Genomic DNA, 15,220 nt, shown 5'->3' on the forward strand with positions numbered 1-15,220 from the left:
ATTTTATAAGAATTTTCAGGGTTTTACATACTGTTCAGTTTTCAAGGTTCTGTGCTGTTCTTGTCTTTCTCAGCGACAGCTTCGATAGTATATCATGCTGTATTCTGTTTGTCAAGAACTTTTTTAAATTTCTTTTTGATTTCTTTCCGAAACCCTTGGGTTTCTTTCAGAAGTCTGTCCCGGTCGCTTGGGACGGGTATTAGAATACCAGATGTTCTGCCAAATGTCAACATCTTTTTTCATTTTTTTTGCGTTTTTCACGTTTCTTTTTTCTGCTCCTTTTATATATACAAGATAAGGCGGCACATCCTGTGCAGAACACAAGATATGCCGCCTGGACTTTTTACTGGCTGCTGCCGTCCTCTACTCTTCTGTTTTCCGGTATACGATCTGTCCATCAACGATCGTCATCACCGGAAGGATGGTCCGGATCTCCTCCGGTCTGCATGTGAAAATGTCTGTATCCAGCACTGCCATATCCGCCAGGTACCCCGGCTTTAACCGTCCCTTGAAATCTTCTGCAAATTCATTATAGGCGGAACCAATGGTATAAGCGTCGACCGCGTCCTCGATATCCACCCTCTCTTCCGGGAAGAAGCCGCCCTCCGGCCATCCCTTCTGATCCCTGCGGGTCACTGCAGAATAAAGATTCGGGAACGGATTGCAGTCCTCCACCGGAGAATCCGTGCCATAGGAGACATGGATCCCCAGCTTCTTTGCTGTCCCAAAGGCGTAGGAGGTGCTGCTCAGCTCCTCTCCGCACCGGTCTGTCACCACATGCATATCATAATCCAGGAAGATCGGCTGGTAACAGATCAGGATATCATCCCCGGCAATCCGCTCCATCATCTCCCTGTCTGTGATCTGGCAGTGGATCAGGGCGTGGCGCAGGGGATTCTTCCCGTCATGGAGCACCTTCTCATAGCTTTCGATCACATCCTCAATGGCCCGGTCTCCAATCACATGGGTCACCACCTGAATCCCCGCCGCATCCGCCAGACGGCAGAACTCGTCCATCTCTTCCTTTGTGATACATTCCACTCCACGGTTTCCCGGGTCGTCCTGGTATTCCTTCCGCATGGCCGCCGTCCGTCCGCCCAGGGAACCGTCCTTAAAAAGCTTTAACGGTCCCAGAGCCAGCCTCTTCGGGTCCTTATAGACCCCATGCTTAAATTCTCCGTTCCCCACGCATTCCCGGAATTCCTCCAGAGACTGGATACACGCCTGATGCCGGTAGCGCAGAGGACACAGTCCCTCGTCATAGATCTCATGAAGCATACGGAACGTATCATCCCGGGAAATAAAAGCGTTCCCCACATCATTGGACTGGACGCTGGTAATACCATGGGCCACCGCATACTCTGCGGCGTTTAAAAACATGCGTTTATCATCCTCAAGGGTATATTTGGGGATCAGACCATTGACCAGCTCCATGGCATTTTCAGTGAAGATCCCCGTGGGCATTCCGTTTTCATCTGTCTCAATGGTGCCTCCGTCCACATGGCGCATCTTCTGGTCCAGCCCCAGAAGCTCAATGGCCTTACTGTTGGCCGCTGCCACATGGCCGCAGATCCGCTGGAGCACCACTGGCACCTCTGTGGAGATCCGATCCAGATCATAACGGCCCGGCATCCTCTTTTCCCCGATAAACAGGTCCTGGTTCCAGCCCTTTCCTGCGATCCCCTGCTTTGCCGTTTCCGGATTCTGGCGGACGAACTCCTTTACGCGCTCCACCATCTCATCCACGGAGCTCACTCCCGTGATGGGTGCCGTGGCAAAGTCCATGCCCACGTTCAGAAGGTGCATATGGCTGTCATTGATCCCAGGGATCACCGTGCGGCCCTCCAGGTCAATGATCTCTGCACCGTCCAGTCCATTCCCGGAACCATCCCGTTTTCCCGCTGCCGTAAGGACCTCTTCCTCCGTCCCCACAGCCTGGATCACTCCGTCCTCCGCATAAAGCGCCTGGGCAAACCTTCCTCTCTCCACATAGATCTTTCCATTCCTTAATACCAGTTTTCTCATGGTCTTCCCCTTCCCTTTCTTCTATTATAATACAGGTTTCCTCCTATCCTTCCGCACAAACGGCGGCCGTACTGTGTCCTCTGTCAGCAGACCGTACAGCTCCGGGCGGCGGTACGCATTTCCATGTACCTCCTGACGGCGGTATGACCGCAGAAGCTCCAGATCAAATTCCGCCAGCCAAAGCCCCTCTTCTCCATCGGCTTCCAGAATACACATATCTCTCGATCCCTCCTCCCCCGGCAGATACGCCACGCCGTCAAACGCTGATGAGTGGCCGTTGCAGTCCGGCTTCCCCTGGGGATAATTGCAGGTGGCGATTCCAATCATGTTCTCATAGGCCCGTCCGCGAAGCTGGGACAGGCGGTTAATCTCCATAGGGCAGGCGTTGGGGACCAGGACGATCTCCGCCCCCATAAGCATCAGGATCCGGGCGCTCTCCGGAAATTCCCGGTCATAGCAGATCATGGCTCCCACCCGCACAGCGCCGGCCTCTGTATCCAGATCCGCCGTATGGAAGCCCTCTCCCGGAGTCAGGCGGCACTCATCCCCGAAATCACAGGTATGGACCTTCGCATAGGACAGCACACATTCCCCATGACGGTCCAGTAAAAGCAGCGTGTTCCTTGGGCCTTCCGGATACTGTTCCAGGATCGTGATCCCGATGGCCATGGACAGCTCCCGGGCCGCATTGGCAAAGACTTTGACGAATGGGCCGTCCGCCGCCACCGCCTTATGCTCCAGCTCCTCCACGCTTTCCGGTATATCATAACCGCTGCTCCACATTTCCGGAAACAGTGCCAGGTCGGCTCCGGCCTTCTTTGCCTCCCGGCACCAGAAAAGGCCTTTTTCCAGATTTTCCTCCAGGCTGTTTCCCGGCAGGATCTGGAGCAGCGCGGTCTTAAGGCTTCTCCGTCCCCTCCTTTTCTCATAGGAAGGATGATAAAGTCCTGTGGGGCTGTAAAACTCATTTCCCGTATATACGAATCCCAGCCGTTCCAGCAGCTTCCCGGATCTTTGATTGTCCGGATGATGGCCTGCAAAAAGTCCTTCAGCATCCAGCTCCCCAAAGGCATACCAGATCGCCGCCCGGCAGGCCTCTGCGGCGATCCCACGGCCCCAGAATTCCGGCTTCAGATGGATCCCCAGCTCATAGGTCCGGCTTCCGTGGGTCCTTAAGCCGCAGCATCCGGCCAGCCTTCCTGTTTCCAGTTCAAACACCGGCCAGTACTGGACATGATGATGCTGCCCATTTTCCATCTCCAGGGCCAGCCTCTTCCGGACCTCGTCGTCCGAAAACTGTCCGGCAGCACAGATATACCGGCACACCTGGGGATCCTCCCAGAGGCCGTTTGCCAGCTCCAGGTCCTCTCCCGTCCACCAGGAAAAGCCCAGCCGTTCTGTCGTCAGAAAATATTCCCGTTTCATTCCGCCCGCACCTCCATAAAACATCCGTCCTCATGGGCCCAGATCACTCCCACCGCCTGGAGATAAGCATAAATGATCGTGGTGCCCACAAACTTCATCCCCCGCTTCTTAAGGTCCGCCGATATGGCATCTGACAGGGGAGAGCTGGTCCTTCCCTTCTCACAGACCACCCTGCCTCCGGTCCAGCCCCAGAGGTATTCCGAAAAGCTCCCATATTCCTGCTGGATCTCATAAAAAACCGCCGCATTGGTCACAGCTGCCCGGATCTTTAAGCGGTTTCTTATGATTCCCGGATCATTCTGAAGTTCCTCCAGCTTCCCATCCTCATATGCCATGACCGTTTCCAGATCAAAGCCGTCAAAGGCCCGGGAAAACGCCTCCCGTTTATTCAGCACGCACTCCCAGGAAAGCCCGGCCTGGAATCCCTCCAGGACCAGCATCTCAAACAGCTTCCTGTCATCATGGACCGGAACGCCCCACTCATGATCGTGATAATGGATATACCGCTCATTCCCAGGATTGGCCCACCGGCACCTTATTTTTCCATCCTTCCACTCCATGGTATCCCCCTCTTAAAGCGCCGTCCCCTTCTCCGGAACCGAAAACCGGGAAACGTCCACACCTTCATGGTCCAGCAGCCAGATCTTCCGTTCCAGACCGCCGGCATATCCTGTAAGGCTTCCTCCTGATCCTACCACACGGTGGCAGGGGATAATAATAGAAACCGGGTTGTGGGCCAGGGCTCCGCCTACGGCCTGTCCGGACATGGTATCCCTGCCCATCCGGGCTGCCGCCTTTTTTGCCAGGTCTCCATAGGTCGTGACCGTTCCATAAGGGATCTCACAGAGAAGTCCCCAGATCAGCTTCTGGAATTCCGTTCCCTCCGGCGCCAGGGGAAGCTCATCCGGACACGGCTTTTGTCCGGAAAAATACCGGTCCAGCCATTTCCTGGCATCCCCGAATACCGCAGGCTCCGGTCCCTGCTCCTTTCCGATTTCTCCCACGTTCTCTCCGCCAAAATATTTCTGGCCCTGGATCCACAGCCCCGTCAGATGCTTCCCGTCGCTCCCCAGGGTCAGGAGACCGATGGGCGAAGCATACGATGTCAAACAGTACATAAAAGCCCTCCTTATTAAAAAAAGCCATTCCATACCATTAAAAGTCTGGAATAGCTATTTCTATTATTATTGTGCCAAAAAAGAAGCGTCAGCCCTGCGGGTTCCAAGACCATCTCCTGCTTCCGTAGTCTATGCCTATTTTTATGTATTAAAAAAGCACGAGACGGGAGGGTCTGCCCCAGCGCAGTCCACCCGGTGGACGCAGCGAGGGCATTCGGACCAGGGCGTCAGCCCTGCGGGTTCCAAGACCGCCTCGTGCTTCCGTAGTCTGTATCTATTTTTATGTATTAAAAAAGCACGAGACGGGATTCGAACCCGCGACCCTCGCCTTGGCAAGGCGATACTCCACCACTGAGCCACTCGTGCAACAAAGTATTCTTATGAACATCGTCATTATATACCAATCCAGACCATTTTGTCAAGATTTTTTCGTCATTTTACCCTGGAAACTATAACCATCCAGCCATACATCTTTCTTCCTGTCCGTCTGTTGCGGACAAGAAGCACCAGGCGTCCTCCATATGGAGATACGGAGAGAAAAATGCTTTATAAAAGCATATTTTCAATGTTTTTCCCCGTCCAGGCCTCCCCATGACCGAACAGTTGTCTGGAACTGTTTTTTTACAAAATCAAGGACCTCTTCATACAGCGCATCCCTGTTTTCTTCCGTGATGAAAAAACACCGGCAGCCAGGATGGGAGCGGACGCTGCTTAAAAAGGCCGTATCCCTGTCCTTCACTGCTGTGATCACCGGCCCCCTCCCCCCAAGGCGCTCCAGAACAGCCCTGCAAAAAAGTTCTGAAGAGGACTCCAGATATCCCAGCTCATCCATGATCATAACGCTGCCAGCCTTTACGGGAGCCAGGATCCGCGGCGCATAGCGGTCAAATCCCTCCTTCACCGGAAACCCACGGGTCTCTCCGCACAGGCCCACCAGATTCTCCTCTGTGGGCACATGCTCCGCCACCGCATCATAAATATGGACCTGATCTCCTTCTTTTTCTGTCTCAAATCCCGATACCGGACGGCCCAGAGACTCCAGGACCCGCCGGATCAGGGTAGTCTTTCCAGCGCCTCTGGCGCCGACGATCAGTACGTTCATATCCGCTCCCTACTTTCCCGACTCATATACATACAGGGAAAAACGGTCTCCGTTGATCAGCTGGATCCCGGCATACATGGGCTCTCCGTTCTCATCATAAGCCGTGCTCTTTACAAACAGAAGGTAATCCCCCTTTTTCACATCCATCAGAGCTGCCTCTTCCGCCGTGGCCCGGCACAGCTCGATCATCTTTTCCGAGCTGGCCACCTTTGCTCCTGCCTTTTCCTTCAGGCACTCGAACATGGACCCATTATTCAGATCCTCCTCCAGAAGGAAGGCGTATTTCAAAGGGAAATAGCTTTTCTCCACCTGGACCGGCTCTCCGTCTGCCAGGCGGAGTCTGGAAATATAGACCACATTGCTGCCCGGCTCGATCCCCAGCCGGTCGGCCACCTTTTTATCCGCCATGATCAGCCGGTTCTCCAGGACCTGTGCCCCCGGCTTCACGCCCATCTGCTCACACATTTCCGTAAAGCTCTGGAGCTTTTTCATGTTTCTTGAATATTTCGGCTTTGTGACAAACGTTCCTTTTCCCTGCTTGCGCACCACCAGCCCCTTTTCCATCAAAGAGCCCACGGCCTTACGCACCGTGATCAGACTGACTCCATATTCTTTGGCCATCTCAGCCTCGGTCATGATCTTATCGCCGGGCTTATAGACGCCGTTTCTGATACTGGTTTCCAGCTCTTCCATGAGCTGCACATACAAAGGCGTGATCGCATCCTGTTTCAGCATAACGTTTATCCCCCTGTTCCATATTTTCTATGTACTCCCGCGTGATACCTTCCCTATTCTAATATGAAGCAGTCAAAATGGCAAGTCAAATAAAAAAGAATACCCGCGGCAACAAGGAGGAATGCCGGAGATCCGGCCTGCCGCGGGTTTAGACATATATGAGATTTTTCGTTTATTCTTCCTGGAAGGCGATGCCGTGGCCAAACGCGCCGTTCACCAAGCACGTCTTTGCCGCAAACTCTGCTCCCGCTTCCATGGCCGCATGGATATCCTTCTTCTCCAGCATGGCCAGCAGAAAGGCTGTGGCAAAGGAATCTCCGGCTCCCAGAGTATCCACCGCATCCACCAGCTTCGGCTTCTGGGTGTAATACTGCTCTCCGTCATAGATCAGGGAACCCTTTCCGCCCCTGGTCGCCACGGTCATACGGCAGCCCCTGGCCTTCAGAGCCTCACAGAGCTTTTTGATCTCTTCCTCCGGCGTGTCGCCGCAGGAGGCAAAGGCGATATCCACCTGGGGCCCGATGGTCTCAATATAATACTCCTGATTCCACCGGCCGGACATATCGTAGGAAATAGGAACTCCCGCCTCACGGAGCTTATGGAGCTCTCCATCCAGATGGCCGTTGCAGCTGGTATGAATCAGCTTAAAGGTCCGGATATAATCCAGGTCCTCCTTCGTCAGCTCCAAAGGATGTTCATTAACGATGCCGCCCTTGTTGCTCATGATAAATTCCCTGTCGCCATCCACCAGGCGTACCTTGGCATAGCCGTTTTCCCCGTCATACTGGCGGCACCGGGAATGGTCCACCCCCAGCTCATCCAGAGTCCGGATCACATGATCCGCCACCTCATCCCGGCCAAATACGCCCATATAAGCCGCATCTGCTCCCAGCATCTTTGCATAGACCGAAAAGTTCATGGCCTGGCCGCCGGGATACATGATCTTTGCAGGATAATATTTATCGCACACATTATCCCCAATGCCGATGACTTTCGTTTTCATTAATACTCAACCTTCCACATATATCTTCTGTGATCCATGGAATGGCCTCTTACCTCGGCCATCTGTGCCACATAATACCGCTCGATGGGGATCAGTACCACCGGGTTGAAGAACTCTGCCACGTCGGCATCGATACGGCCCTTGTTTAATTCCTTAAAGTCAATGACAATGAAATTCTCTGCATATGTATTTAAGAATTTCAGGCATCTTTCATCCAGGGCACGGGTACGGCCTTCACTCATAATGAGGATCATCGGGAGCTTCTTATCTGTGGTCTCGAAGGGGCCGTGGAAATACTCACCGGTATGGAGGCAGACTGCATGCTTCCACTGCATCTCCATAAAGTGACAGCAGCACATAGAGTAAGCTACGCCATAGTTGGGACCGGAAGCCAGTACATAGAATACAGGCTCGTCTTTTTCCTTATCTGCCCATTCCTTTGCGGCTGCCAGGCAGTTTTCCTTTCCTTCTGCTACGATCTCATCGATGTATTTGTATGCCTCCATGGCCTTATCGTATTTGTCCCAGCCCTCAAACTGGTGCAGCAGCTCAAAGCCGATCCGTAAGGAGTTGGCCTGGTTGGAATCGCTGTAAACCTGGTCGTCTCCATTGGAATAGGTAACCACATACTGGCCCACCTTTGCCATTCCTGTATCCATATTTCCGGTCATGGCAATGGTAATGGCTCCGATGGAGTTGGCCTTTTTCACAGCCTCTACCGTCTCTGCCGTTGCCTTTAAGGAACAGATCACGGCTACGCAGCGGTCGTCCAGCTCCTTGGGAGTCGCATGAACGAATTCATTGCTGGTGTAGGTGGTGGCGCTGAAGGTCTTTGCCTCGCTCTGCAGCAGGTAAAGTCCCGGGAAAATGGCTGCCTTGGAGCCGCCGCAGGCTACAAAATAAACATGCTTAAGACCGCCCTTTTTATCCAGGGTCTCCTTGATCTCGGCTACGATTTCTTTTACTGTTTTTGTCATTTTTCTTCCTCCTCAAAATGCGTCAGTGATTTTCCACTAACAAAGATCTACAAAATATTTAAATAATTCTGTGCCGTCCGGCCCAAAAGCCGGATTCGGCGCATCTCCCCGCATCCGTTCCGGATGGAACTGGACGCTGAAAACAGGAAGTGTCTTGTGTTCAATGGCCTCAATGATCCCATCCAGAGATCTGGCCGTCACCTTTACATCCGGTCCCACTGCATCTGCGCAGTCCCGGTGAAAGCTGTTGACCAGAAGCTTTGGACCATAAAGGCGGTTTAAGATCGATCCCTCTTCTGCGACGATCTCATGCTGGATCCCCTCCGAGTGCTCCACTGCATGCTTCCTCGGAAAATTCAGCATATTGTGGCCGCCCAGGGCCGCGTTGACCAGCTGGTGGCCTCGGCAGATCCCCATAATGGGCTTCTTCCTCTTAAAAAACTCCTCAAAGGCAGCAAATTCCATCTCATCCCGGATCACATTGCATCCGGCCTTCAGATTGTGGGCCACATTGGCGTCTCCATCGGCCAGGTTATTGAAGGTATCTCCAAACCTGGAGGGATGGACGCTTTCTCCTCCGGTAATAAGAAGACCGTCAGCCATTTCCGCGTACTCCGCAGCCAGCTTTGTGCTTCCCATCATCACCGGAACGCCTCCGGCAGCCACAATGGCATTCATGTAAGCTGTATTTAAAATAAATGACGGCACCCCGCGGCTGTTGTTCCCCAGCATGCCGGTTACAAGAATGATCTTACCCATGGGTTTTTCCCCTTTCTTTTCCATTTTCCTCCATTATACTACATGCCTCTGCTTCCATCAATGGTACAGGAAACAGGAAACACTTCGCTTTGCTCCATTCTCATCTGTAAGCTCCACAAGCTTCGGCGCTTCTTTATGGCACCGCTCCGTTGCATAAGCGCACCGGGTAGAGAACAGACAGCCTTTAGGCGGGTTCAAGGGACTGGGAACCTCGCCCTGAAGGATGATCTCATCCTTTTTTGCATGAATATCCGGGACCGGGATCGCGGAGAGGAGAGCTCGTGTATAGGGGTGGAGTGGATTTCCATAGAGCTGCTTTTTATCTGCAAGCTCCATGATCCGTCCCAGATACATGACAGCTACCCGGTCGCACAGGTATTCTACCACACTCAGATCGTGTGAAATAAAAATATAGGTAAGGTTCCGCTCCTTCTGTAAGTCCTTCAGCAGGTTCAGCACCTGGGAACGGACGGAAACATCCAGAGCAGAAACCGGTTCATCGCAGATCACAAGTTCCGGATCATTGATCAGCGCCCTGGCGATCACCACGCGCTGTCTCTGGCCTCCGGACATTTCGTGGGGATATTTTTCCAGGAATTTCTCACTGAGCCCCACCTCATTCAGAATATCGATGACTTTTTTCAATTTTTCTTCTTTTGTATATTTTCCAGATACGTCCAGCGGCGTCATCACCGACTGAACGACCTTCTTTTTCGGATTCAAAGAGGCATAGGGATCCTGGAAGATGATCTGGATCTTTTCACGCAAAGGACGCATCTGCTTTTCCGTATAATTGGTAATGTCCTCTCCATGAAATAAAATCTGGCCTCCGGTGATATCATGAAGCTTCAGGATGGTTTTCCCAAGGGTAGACTTTCCGCATCCAGACTCTCCCACCAGGCCTACGATCTCGCCCTGGTTCACAGTCAGATCGATCTGATCCACCGCCTTCACGGAGATATCCTCGCCGTTTCTCACCTTTTTTACCGGGTAATACTTTTTCACATTTCGTATTTCTAGCAACGGAGCAGCCATCAGTTTTCACCTTCCTTCCCGTACAGGAAGCAGCGTACCATATGGCCGTCCACTTCCCGCATTCCCGGATCTTTTTTCCTGCACTGTTCCGTGGCGTGCTGGCATCTGGTACAGAACCGGCACCCCTCGGGCATCTCATCGAGACCGGGAACCGTTCCCTCGATGGTGTATAAATGCTCCTCCTGTCCGCTTCCAAGCTTTGGAATGGAATTCAGGAGACCAATGGTATACGGATGCTTCGGATGATCAAAAATATCCTCTGCCGTACCGTATTCCACAGATTTGCCTGCATACATGACCATAACATGGTCTGCCACCTCTGCCACCACGCCCATATCATGGGTGATCAGGATCACAGAGGTATTGGATTCTTTCGTCAGAGTCTTGATGATCCGCAGGATCTGGGCCTGGATCGTCACATCCAGAGCCGTCGTCGGCTCATCTGCGATCAGCAGCTTGGGGTTGCAGAGCAATGCCATGGCGATCATCACACGCTGCCGCATCCCTCCCGAAAGCTGATGGGGAAATTCCCTGATCCTCTGTTCCGGAGACGGGATCCCCACCCTCTTCAGCATCTCCACACACTGGTCCAGCGCATCCTTTTTTGAGATCTGTTTGTTGTGGGTGCGGATCATCTCCAGCATCTGATCCCCGATCCGGTATACCGGATTCAGGGAAGACATGGGCTCCTGGAAGATCATGGAGATCTCATTTCCCCGGATCTCTCTCATTCTGGCTTCCGGCGCCTTCACCAGATCCTCTCCATCAAAAAGAATCTGACTGTCCTCGTCAATGATACTTACAGCAGGGGGGACCAGCCGCAGGATCGACGTAGCTGTCACGCTCTTTCCACATCCGGATTCTCCCACGATGCCTATGACCTTTCCCTTATCCAGGGAAAATTCCACGTTTTCCACTGCTGTCAGCTTCTTTTTTCCGACGTTGAAAGAAACCTTTAAGTTTTTGACTTCCAGCAATCGTTCCTCCATTTGTATCCCTCCTGCTTATATTCCCGCGGGGCCGGAGAAGCCCCGGCTCCCGCGTTATAGTTCCAAATCCTTATTTTGCTACGGACCACTCCCATACCTTCTGGTTATTTACGCCGCCTTCAAATCCATTGTAGCCCTGGAAACGGTCGGATTTTACGCTGAAGCTGTAACCGTTGTACAGCATCACCAGCGGCATTTCATCATACAGAAGCTCCTGGTAGTCGTTGATCAGTTCTTTTCTCTTTGCTTCATCCAGCTCTGCTGCAATGGCATCCTGGATCTCTGCATATTTTGTATCTGTGATCTGGCAGTATGTGGCGTTTTTGTTGTCATAGTAGCCGGCCATCCACAGCGGATAGTCCATGGCCGTGGAGCCGCAGATACCAAGATCATAGGTTCCATCCTGAAGACCGGAGAACATGGTAGCCAGCTCCACCGTCTGCACCTCAATGTTAAGGCCTGCTTCTGCCAGGTTCTGCTGGATCACAGCAGCCATGCTCTCACGGGCAGAGGTAACGACCATTTTCAGAGTCTTGCCAGAATCCCATCCAGCCTCTGCCAGGAGCTCTTTGGCCTTATCTACATTTCTTTCCCATTTGGTTCCAAACTCATACTGGGAGCCCGGGATGATGCAGGTGGTTGCCGGAACGCCCTGTCCCTGGAGAGACTGGTCGATCAGCATCTGCTTATCGATGGCATAGCTCATGGCCTGACGTACCTTCTTATCCGGTACGTTCTGGTTGTTGATCAGGAATACAGCAACTGTCGTCGGCTCTGCAGACTGCTCTACATTAAGCCCCATATCCTTGGCTGCCAGGGCATCGTCCACAGTGGGAGCCTGGAAGAAGCCGTCCATCTCGCCTGCTGCAATGGAGGTGATCGTATTGGTGGCAGCGATCACTTTTAAGACCAGCTTGCCGAACTTCGGTGCTCCCATATGGTAATCTGCAAAGGACCCCAGCTGCAGCTCACTTCCGGAAAGCTCGGAGATGAAGGTACAGGGACCGGAGCCCACCGGAGCCTTCCAGAAATCACTGGTCTTGATCTCTTCCGGAGCCATATCCTTTAAAAGATGCTCTGGAAGTACATAGAAATATTTGTTGTGAAGGATCAGCCAGTCCTCCACCGGGATCACGCTCTTAAAGTTGATCTTTAAGGTATAGTCATCCACAGCTTCTACCTGGACAGATTTTTCACTTTCTTCTGTTCCTGTGTCGTCCGTTCCAGCCCATGTATTGAATTCACTTCTTAAGCCGTAATCAAATTTCGGGTTGGTGATCAGCTGTGCAGTGAACACCCAGTCGCTGGCTGTAACCGGTTCTCCGTCATGCCATTTGGCATTCTCATCCAGATGGAAAACAGCAGCTTTTCCGTCGTCTGCGGATTCCCAGGACTTTGCTCCCCTTGGAGTTACATCGGTTCCGGCCTCTTCAATAAAAGCCAGACGGTCATAAAGCTTGTCGCAGACCAGGTTCTGGTAAATGGAACCGGAAGAGGAGCCGTAGGGATTGATGGTATCCCACGCCTGGGTCATACCGTAGGTGATCACATCCTGGGAATAGTCGGCGTCTGCCGTTCCCTCTGCCGCTGCCTCTGTGGAGCCGGCCTCTGTTTCTGTCTTTCCAGCTTCCGTCTTTTCAGTCCCAGCCGCTGCCGTCGTCTCGTTCGCGCCGCCTCCGCCGCATCCAGTCAGAAGACTGGCCGCCATAGCTGATGCCATGGCCAGGCTTAAAAGTTTTCGTGTGGTTTTCTTCATGATCTTGTTTCCTCCTTATACTTTTATTGAATCATTTTTTCATTCCGTTTATTCCTTTGTTTTGGGATCCAGTGCGTCCCGCACGCCTTCTCCAATGAAGTTAAATCCGATGACCACCAAAATGATACAGATTCCCGGCGGAAGCCATACCCAGGGTCTGGCAGTCAGCACCAGAAGGTTCTGAGCCGCAAAGATAATGTTTCCCCAGGAAGCCTGCGGTGTCTGCACGCCCATGCCCAGGAAGCTTAAGGATGACTCGGTCAGGATCGCTCCCGCCACCCGGAAGGAGATATTCGCCCAGACCGGCGGGATCGCGTTGGGAAGAACCTCAGAGAATAAGATCTTCTTTGTGCTGACTCCCACAGCCCTGGCTGCCTGTATATATTCCCGCTCCCGGATCGAGAGCACGTTTCCATAGATCAGCTTGGCAATGGCCGTCCAACCAAGCACACCGATGACAACTGTTACCGTAAGGATCGACGGACCAAACACTGCCACCAGAACCAGGATCAGTACCATGGACGGGAAAGACATGAATGCATCCGCTGTACGCATAATGATGGATTCTGCTGTTCCCCGGAAATATCCGGCGATCAGTCCCAGGGGAATGCCGATCAGTACGGAGATGATCGTGGAGGTGATCCCTACAAACAGGGAAATGCGTCCTCCATATAAAAGCCTTGCAAACAGGTCCCGGCCCACATCGTCCGTTCCCAGGATATGGGCATCAGACGGGGGCTTATTGAACCCGGCGGCCCGGTCGGTGGTATATGGGTCCAGGTCTGCAAAAAGGGGGATGAACACCACTGCTAAAACTAAGATCGTTACGATAGCCAGGCCCAGCATCGCTTTCTTGTTATGGATAAACTTTTTCATAGCCTGGCTGTTCCATATTTCTTTCATGGTCTTTTTCACATTCCCACCCCCTTCTATTTAAACTTGATCCGCGGATCCAGGGCCGCATAGATCAGGTCCAGGATCAGATTTGCCACCAGCACCACACCGCAGATCAGAACTGCCACACCCATGATCACCGGGTAATCGCGGCTGGTAATGGCCGTGATCATCAGGCTTCCGATACCCGGCCATGCAAAGATCTGCTCAGTCACCACCGCTCCTCCGATCAGGAACGGGATCGAAAGGCTGATGGTAGTCACAATGGGGATCAGCGCGTTCCGGAATGCATGCTTTAAAACGATGACCACATTGGTAAGTCCCTTGGAACGGGCCGTTTTAATGTATTCCTCATTTAAAACCTCCAGTACGCTGGATCTGGTCTGCTTAATATAGTTTCCGATGGGCTGGATCCCGCAGACAAACGCCGGCAGCGCCAGATGATGCAGAAGATCCAGCAGATTCCCGCTCATACCGGAGGACTGCATTCCACTGGTGGGGAACCATTTCAGTTTCACAGCTAAAACATAGATCAGTAAAAGGCTTAAGAAAAAGTTGGGGACCGACGCGCCAATGAACGAAATAAAGGTACTGATGTGGTCCCAAACGGAATTTGGCTTATACGCAGAGATAATACCCAGGGGAACTCCCACCAGCATAGCCGCAAGAATACCTGTACCCGTGAGCATCAGGGACGGCATGATCCTCTGAGAGATCATCAGACTGACTTCCTGGGAAGTCCGGTAGGAGATGCCAAAATCTCCGTGAAGCAGATCTCCCAGCCATATGAAGTACCGGATAACAATGGGTTTATCCAGTCCCATGGAAATCTTTAAGGCCTCCAGATCACTCAGGGACATTTCACCCGAAGCCGCAAGAACCGAAAGCGGACCGCCCGGCGCCAGGTTGATCAGTGTGTAGATCACAAATGTAATTCCCAGAAAAACCGGGATCGCATACAGCAATCGCTTTAATATGTACCGAAACACGCGAACTCCTCCTCTTCATATGTTTTTCACTAGAACATACTATATCATTATATATAGTTATATGTCAAGGTGAATATTTATATCTGTATATAATTCTCACTTTTTCATCATTCTGCACAAATCCAGGAACCACGTTTTATGGAACATAACAACATATGAAAGAAGAACCCCGTTTTCCGTCGTAGTACTAGGAAAGTTCCGTCGTTTTCTTCTCGTCATTTTTTTATCTCTTTTCCTGCATCTCGATTTTTCCTTTATTTACAGCAAATTTTCAATGCCCTTTTGGGGTTTTTTTTATTGAAAAAATTTTTTTGATATGTTATAAGTCATGAACCACCAGTTCAACTGGTGGTTTGATTATGCCCCTATAAGGGGCCTATGCCTGCAACGCCTGAAAGGCGGATGCCTCAAGC

The 15,220-nt window shown here is 52.1% G+C and carries 15 protein-coding genes and 1 tRNA gene; all 16 read right to left on the reverse strand.

Annotated elements, in window-relative coordinates; genetic code table 11:
* Positions 1-123: 123 nt before the first annotated feature.
* Positions 124-324 carry a hypothetical protein gene (locus OCV69_RS15610; RefSeq protein ID WP_262563223.1) on the reverse strand — a complete coding sequence of 67 codons (201 nt, stop codon included), beginning with the start codon at positions 322-324 and terminating at the stop codon, positions 124-126.
* Positions 325-363: 39 nt separating this feature from the next.
* On the reverse strand, positions 364-2,025 hold the full coding sequence (locus OCV69_RS15615) for an amidohydrolase (RefSeq protein ID WP_158360221.1): 1,662 nt from the start codon (positions 2,023-2,025) through the stop codon (positions 364-366).
* Positions 2,026-2,049: 24 nt separating this feature from the next.
* Positions 2,050-3,450: a GNAT family N-acetyltransferase gene (locus OCV69_RS15620; RefSeq protein ID WP_158360220.1), complete on the reverse strand. Its 1,401-nt coding sequence runs from the start codon at positions 3,448-3,450 to the stop codon at positions 2,050-2,052.
* A complete protein-coding gene (locus OCV69_RS15625; RefSeq protein ID WP_158360219.1) occupies positions 3,447-4,010 on the reverse strand; it encodes a DNA-3-methyladenine glycosylase I in 564 nt (187 codons plus the stop codon). Before OCV69_RS15625 ends, OCV69_RS15620 begins: the two co-directional genes overlap by 4 nt.
* Positions 4,011-4,022: 12 nt before the next feature.
* Positions 4,023-4,568, reverse strand: coding sequence for a methylated-DNA--[protein]-cysteine S-methyltransferase (locus OCV69_RS15630; protein ID WP_158360218.1), 546 nt, complete (start codon positions 4,566-4,568; stop codon positions 4,023-4,025).
* Between the two features lie 294 nt (positions 4,569-4,862).
* A tRNA-Gly gene (locus OCV69_RS15635) sits at positions 4,863-4,934 on the reverse strand.
* A 196-nt stretch (positions 4,935-5,130) separates the two neighbouring features.
* The gene (locus OCV69_RS15640; protein ID WP_158360217.1) at positions 5,131-5,670 is read right to left on the reverse strand and encodes a nucleoside-triphosphatase; all 540 of its coding nucleotides are present in this window, start codon (positions 5,668-5,670) and stop codon (positions 5,131-5,133) included.
* A 9-nt stretch (positions 5,671-5,679) separates the two neighbouring features.
* Positions 5,680-6,405 carry a GntR family transcriptional regulator gene (locus tag OCV69_RS15645; protein ID WP_022272733.1) on the reverse strand — a complete coding sequence of 242 codons (726 nt, stop codon included), beginning with the start codon at positions 6,403-6,405 and terminating at the stop codon, positions 5,680-5,682.
* 172 nt (positions 6,406-6,577) lie between these two features.
* The gene (locus OCV69_RS15650) at positions 6,578-7,408 is read right to left on the reverse strand and encodes a fructoselysine 6-kinase (RefSeq protein WP_022272734.1); all 831 of its coding nucleotides are present in this window, start codon (positions 7,406-7,408) and stop codon (positions 6,578-6,580) included.
* Positions 7,408-8,385, reverse strand: coding sequence for an SIS domain-containing protein (locus OCV69_RS15655; RefSeq protein ID WP_022272735.1), 978 nt, complete (start codon positions 8,383-8,385; stop codon positions 7,408-7,410). Before OCV69_RS15655 ends, OCV69_RS15650 begins: the two co-directional genes overlap by 1 nt.
* Before the next feature lie 36 nt (positions 8,386-8,421).
* Positions 8,422-9,144 carry a gamma-glutamyl-gamma-aminobutyrate hydrolase family protein gene (locus OCV69_RS15660; protein ID WP_262563224.1) on the reverse strand — a complete coding sequence of 241 codons (723 nt, stop codon included), beginning with the start codon at positions 9,142-9,144 and terminating at the stop codon, positions 8,422-8,424.
* A gap of 57 nt (positions 9,145-9,201) precedes the next feature.
* On the reverse strand, positions 9,202-10,179 hold the full coding sequence (locus OCV69_RS15665) for an ABC transporter ATP-binding protein (protein WP_022272737.1): 978 nt from the start codon (positions 10,177-10,179) through the stop codon (positions 9,202-9,204).
* The gene (locus OCV69_RS15670; protein ID WP_158360215.1) at positions 10,179-11,168 is read right to left on the reverse strand and encodes an ABC transporter ATP-binding protein; all 990 of its coding nucleotides are present in this window, start codon (positions 11,166-11,168) and stop codon (positions 10,179-10,181) included. The genes OCV69_RS15665 and OCV69_RS15670 overlap by 1 nt, the downstream gene beginning before the upstream one ends.
* A 70-nt stretch (positions 11,169-11,238) precedes the next feature.
* On the reverse strand, positions 11,239-12,924 hold the full coding sequence (locus tag OCV69_RS15675; protein WP_158360214.1) for an ABC transporter substrate-binding protein: 1,686 nt from the start codon (positions 12,922-12,924) through the stop codon (positions 11,239-11,241).
* A gap of 48 nt (positions 12,925-12,972) precedes the next feature.
* Positions 12,973-13,839 carry an ABC transporter permease gene (locus OCV69_RS15680; protein ID WP_022272740.1) on the reverse strand — a complete coding sequence of 289 codons (867 nt, stop codon included), beginning with the start codon at positions 13,837-13,839 and terminating at the stop codon, positions 12,973-12,975.
* A 14-nt stretch (positions 13,840-13,853) separates the two neighbouring features.
* Positions 13,854-14,807 (reverse strand): ABC transporter permease, encoded by a 954-nt coding sequence (locus tag OCV69_RS15685; RefSeq protein ID WP_022272741.1) that lies wholly within the window; start codon positions 14,805-14,807, stop codon positions 13,854-13,856.
* Positions 14,808-15,220 lie beyond the last annotated feature (413 nt).

The organism is Alitiscatomonas aceti, from assembly GCF_025567195.1.
GTDB lineage: Bacteria > Bacillota > Clostridia > Lachnospirales > Lachnospiraceae > Alitiscatomonas > Alitiscatomonas aceti.

Bases quoted from the DNA above. Each gene is read 5' to 3' on its own strand.
- OCV69_RS15615 (WP_158360221.1), bottom strand. From the start codon at position 2,025: ATGAGAAAACTGGTATTAAGGAATGGAAAGATCTATGTGGAGAGAGGA.
- OCV69_RS15620 (WP_158360220.1), bottom strand. From the start codon at position 3,450: ATGAAACGGGAATATTTTCTGACGACAGAACGGCTGGGCTTTTCCTGG.
- OCV69_RS15625 (WP_158360219.1), bottom strand. From the start codon at position 4,010: ATGGAGTGGAAGGATGGAAAAATAAGGTGCCGGTGGGCCAATCCTGGG.
- OCV69_RS15630 (WP_158360218.1), bottom strand. From the start codon at position 4,568: ATGTACTGTTTGACATCGTATGCTTCGCCCATCGGTCTCCTGACCCTG.
- OCV69_RS15640 (WP_158360217.1), bottom strand. From the start codon at position 5,670: ATGAACGTACTGATCGTCGGCGCCAGAGGCGCTGGAAAGACTACCCTG.
- OCV69_RS15645 (WP_022272733.1), bottom strand. From the start codon at position 6,405: ATGCTGAAACAGGATGCGATCACGCCTTTGTATGTGCAGCTCATGGAA.
- OCV69_RS15650 (WP_022272734.1), bottom strand. From the start codon at position 7,408: ATGAAAACGAAAGTCATCGGCATTGGGGATAATGTGTGCGATAAATAT.
- OCV69_RS15655 (WP_022272735.1), bottom strand. From the start codon at position 8,385: ATGACAAAAACAGTAAAAGAAATCGTAGCCGAGATCAAGGAGACCCTG.
- OCV69_RS15660 (WP_262563224.1), bottom strand. From the start codon at position 9,144: ATGGGTAAGATCATTCTTGTAACCGGCATGCTGGGGAACAACAGCCGC.
- OCV69_RS15665 (WP_022272737.1), bottom strand. From the start codon at position 10,179: ATGGCTGCTCCGTTGCTAGAAATACGAAATGTGAAAAAGTATTACCCG.
- OCV69_RS15670 (WP_158360215.1), bottom strand. From the start codon at position 11,168: ATGGAGGAACGATTGCTGGAAGTCAAAAACTTAAAGGTTTCTTTCAAC.
- OCV69_RS15675 (WP_158360214.1), bottom strand. From the start codon at position 12,924: ATGAAGAAAACCACACGAAAACTTTTAAGCCTGGCCATGGCATCAGCT.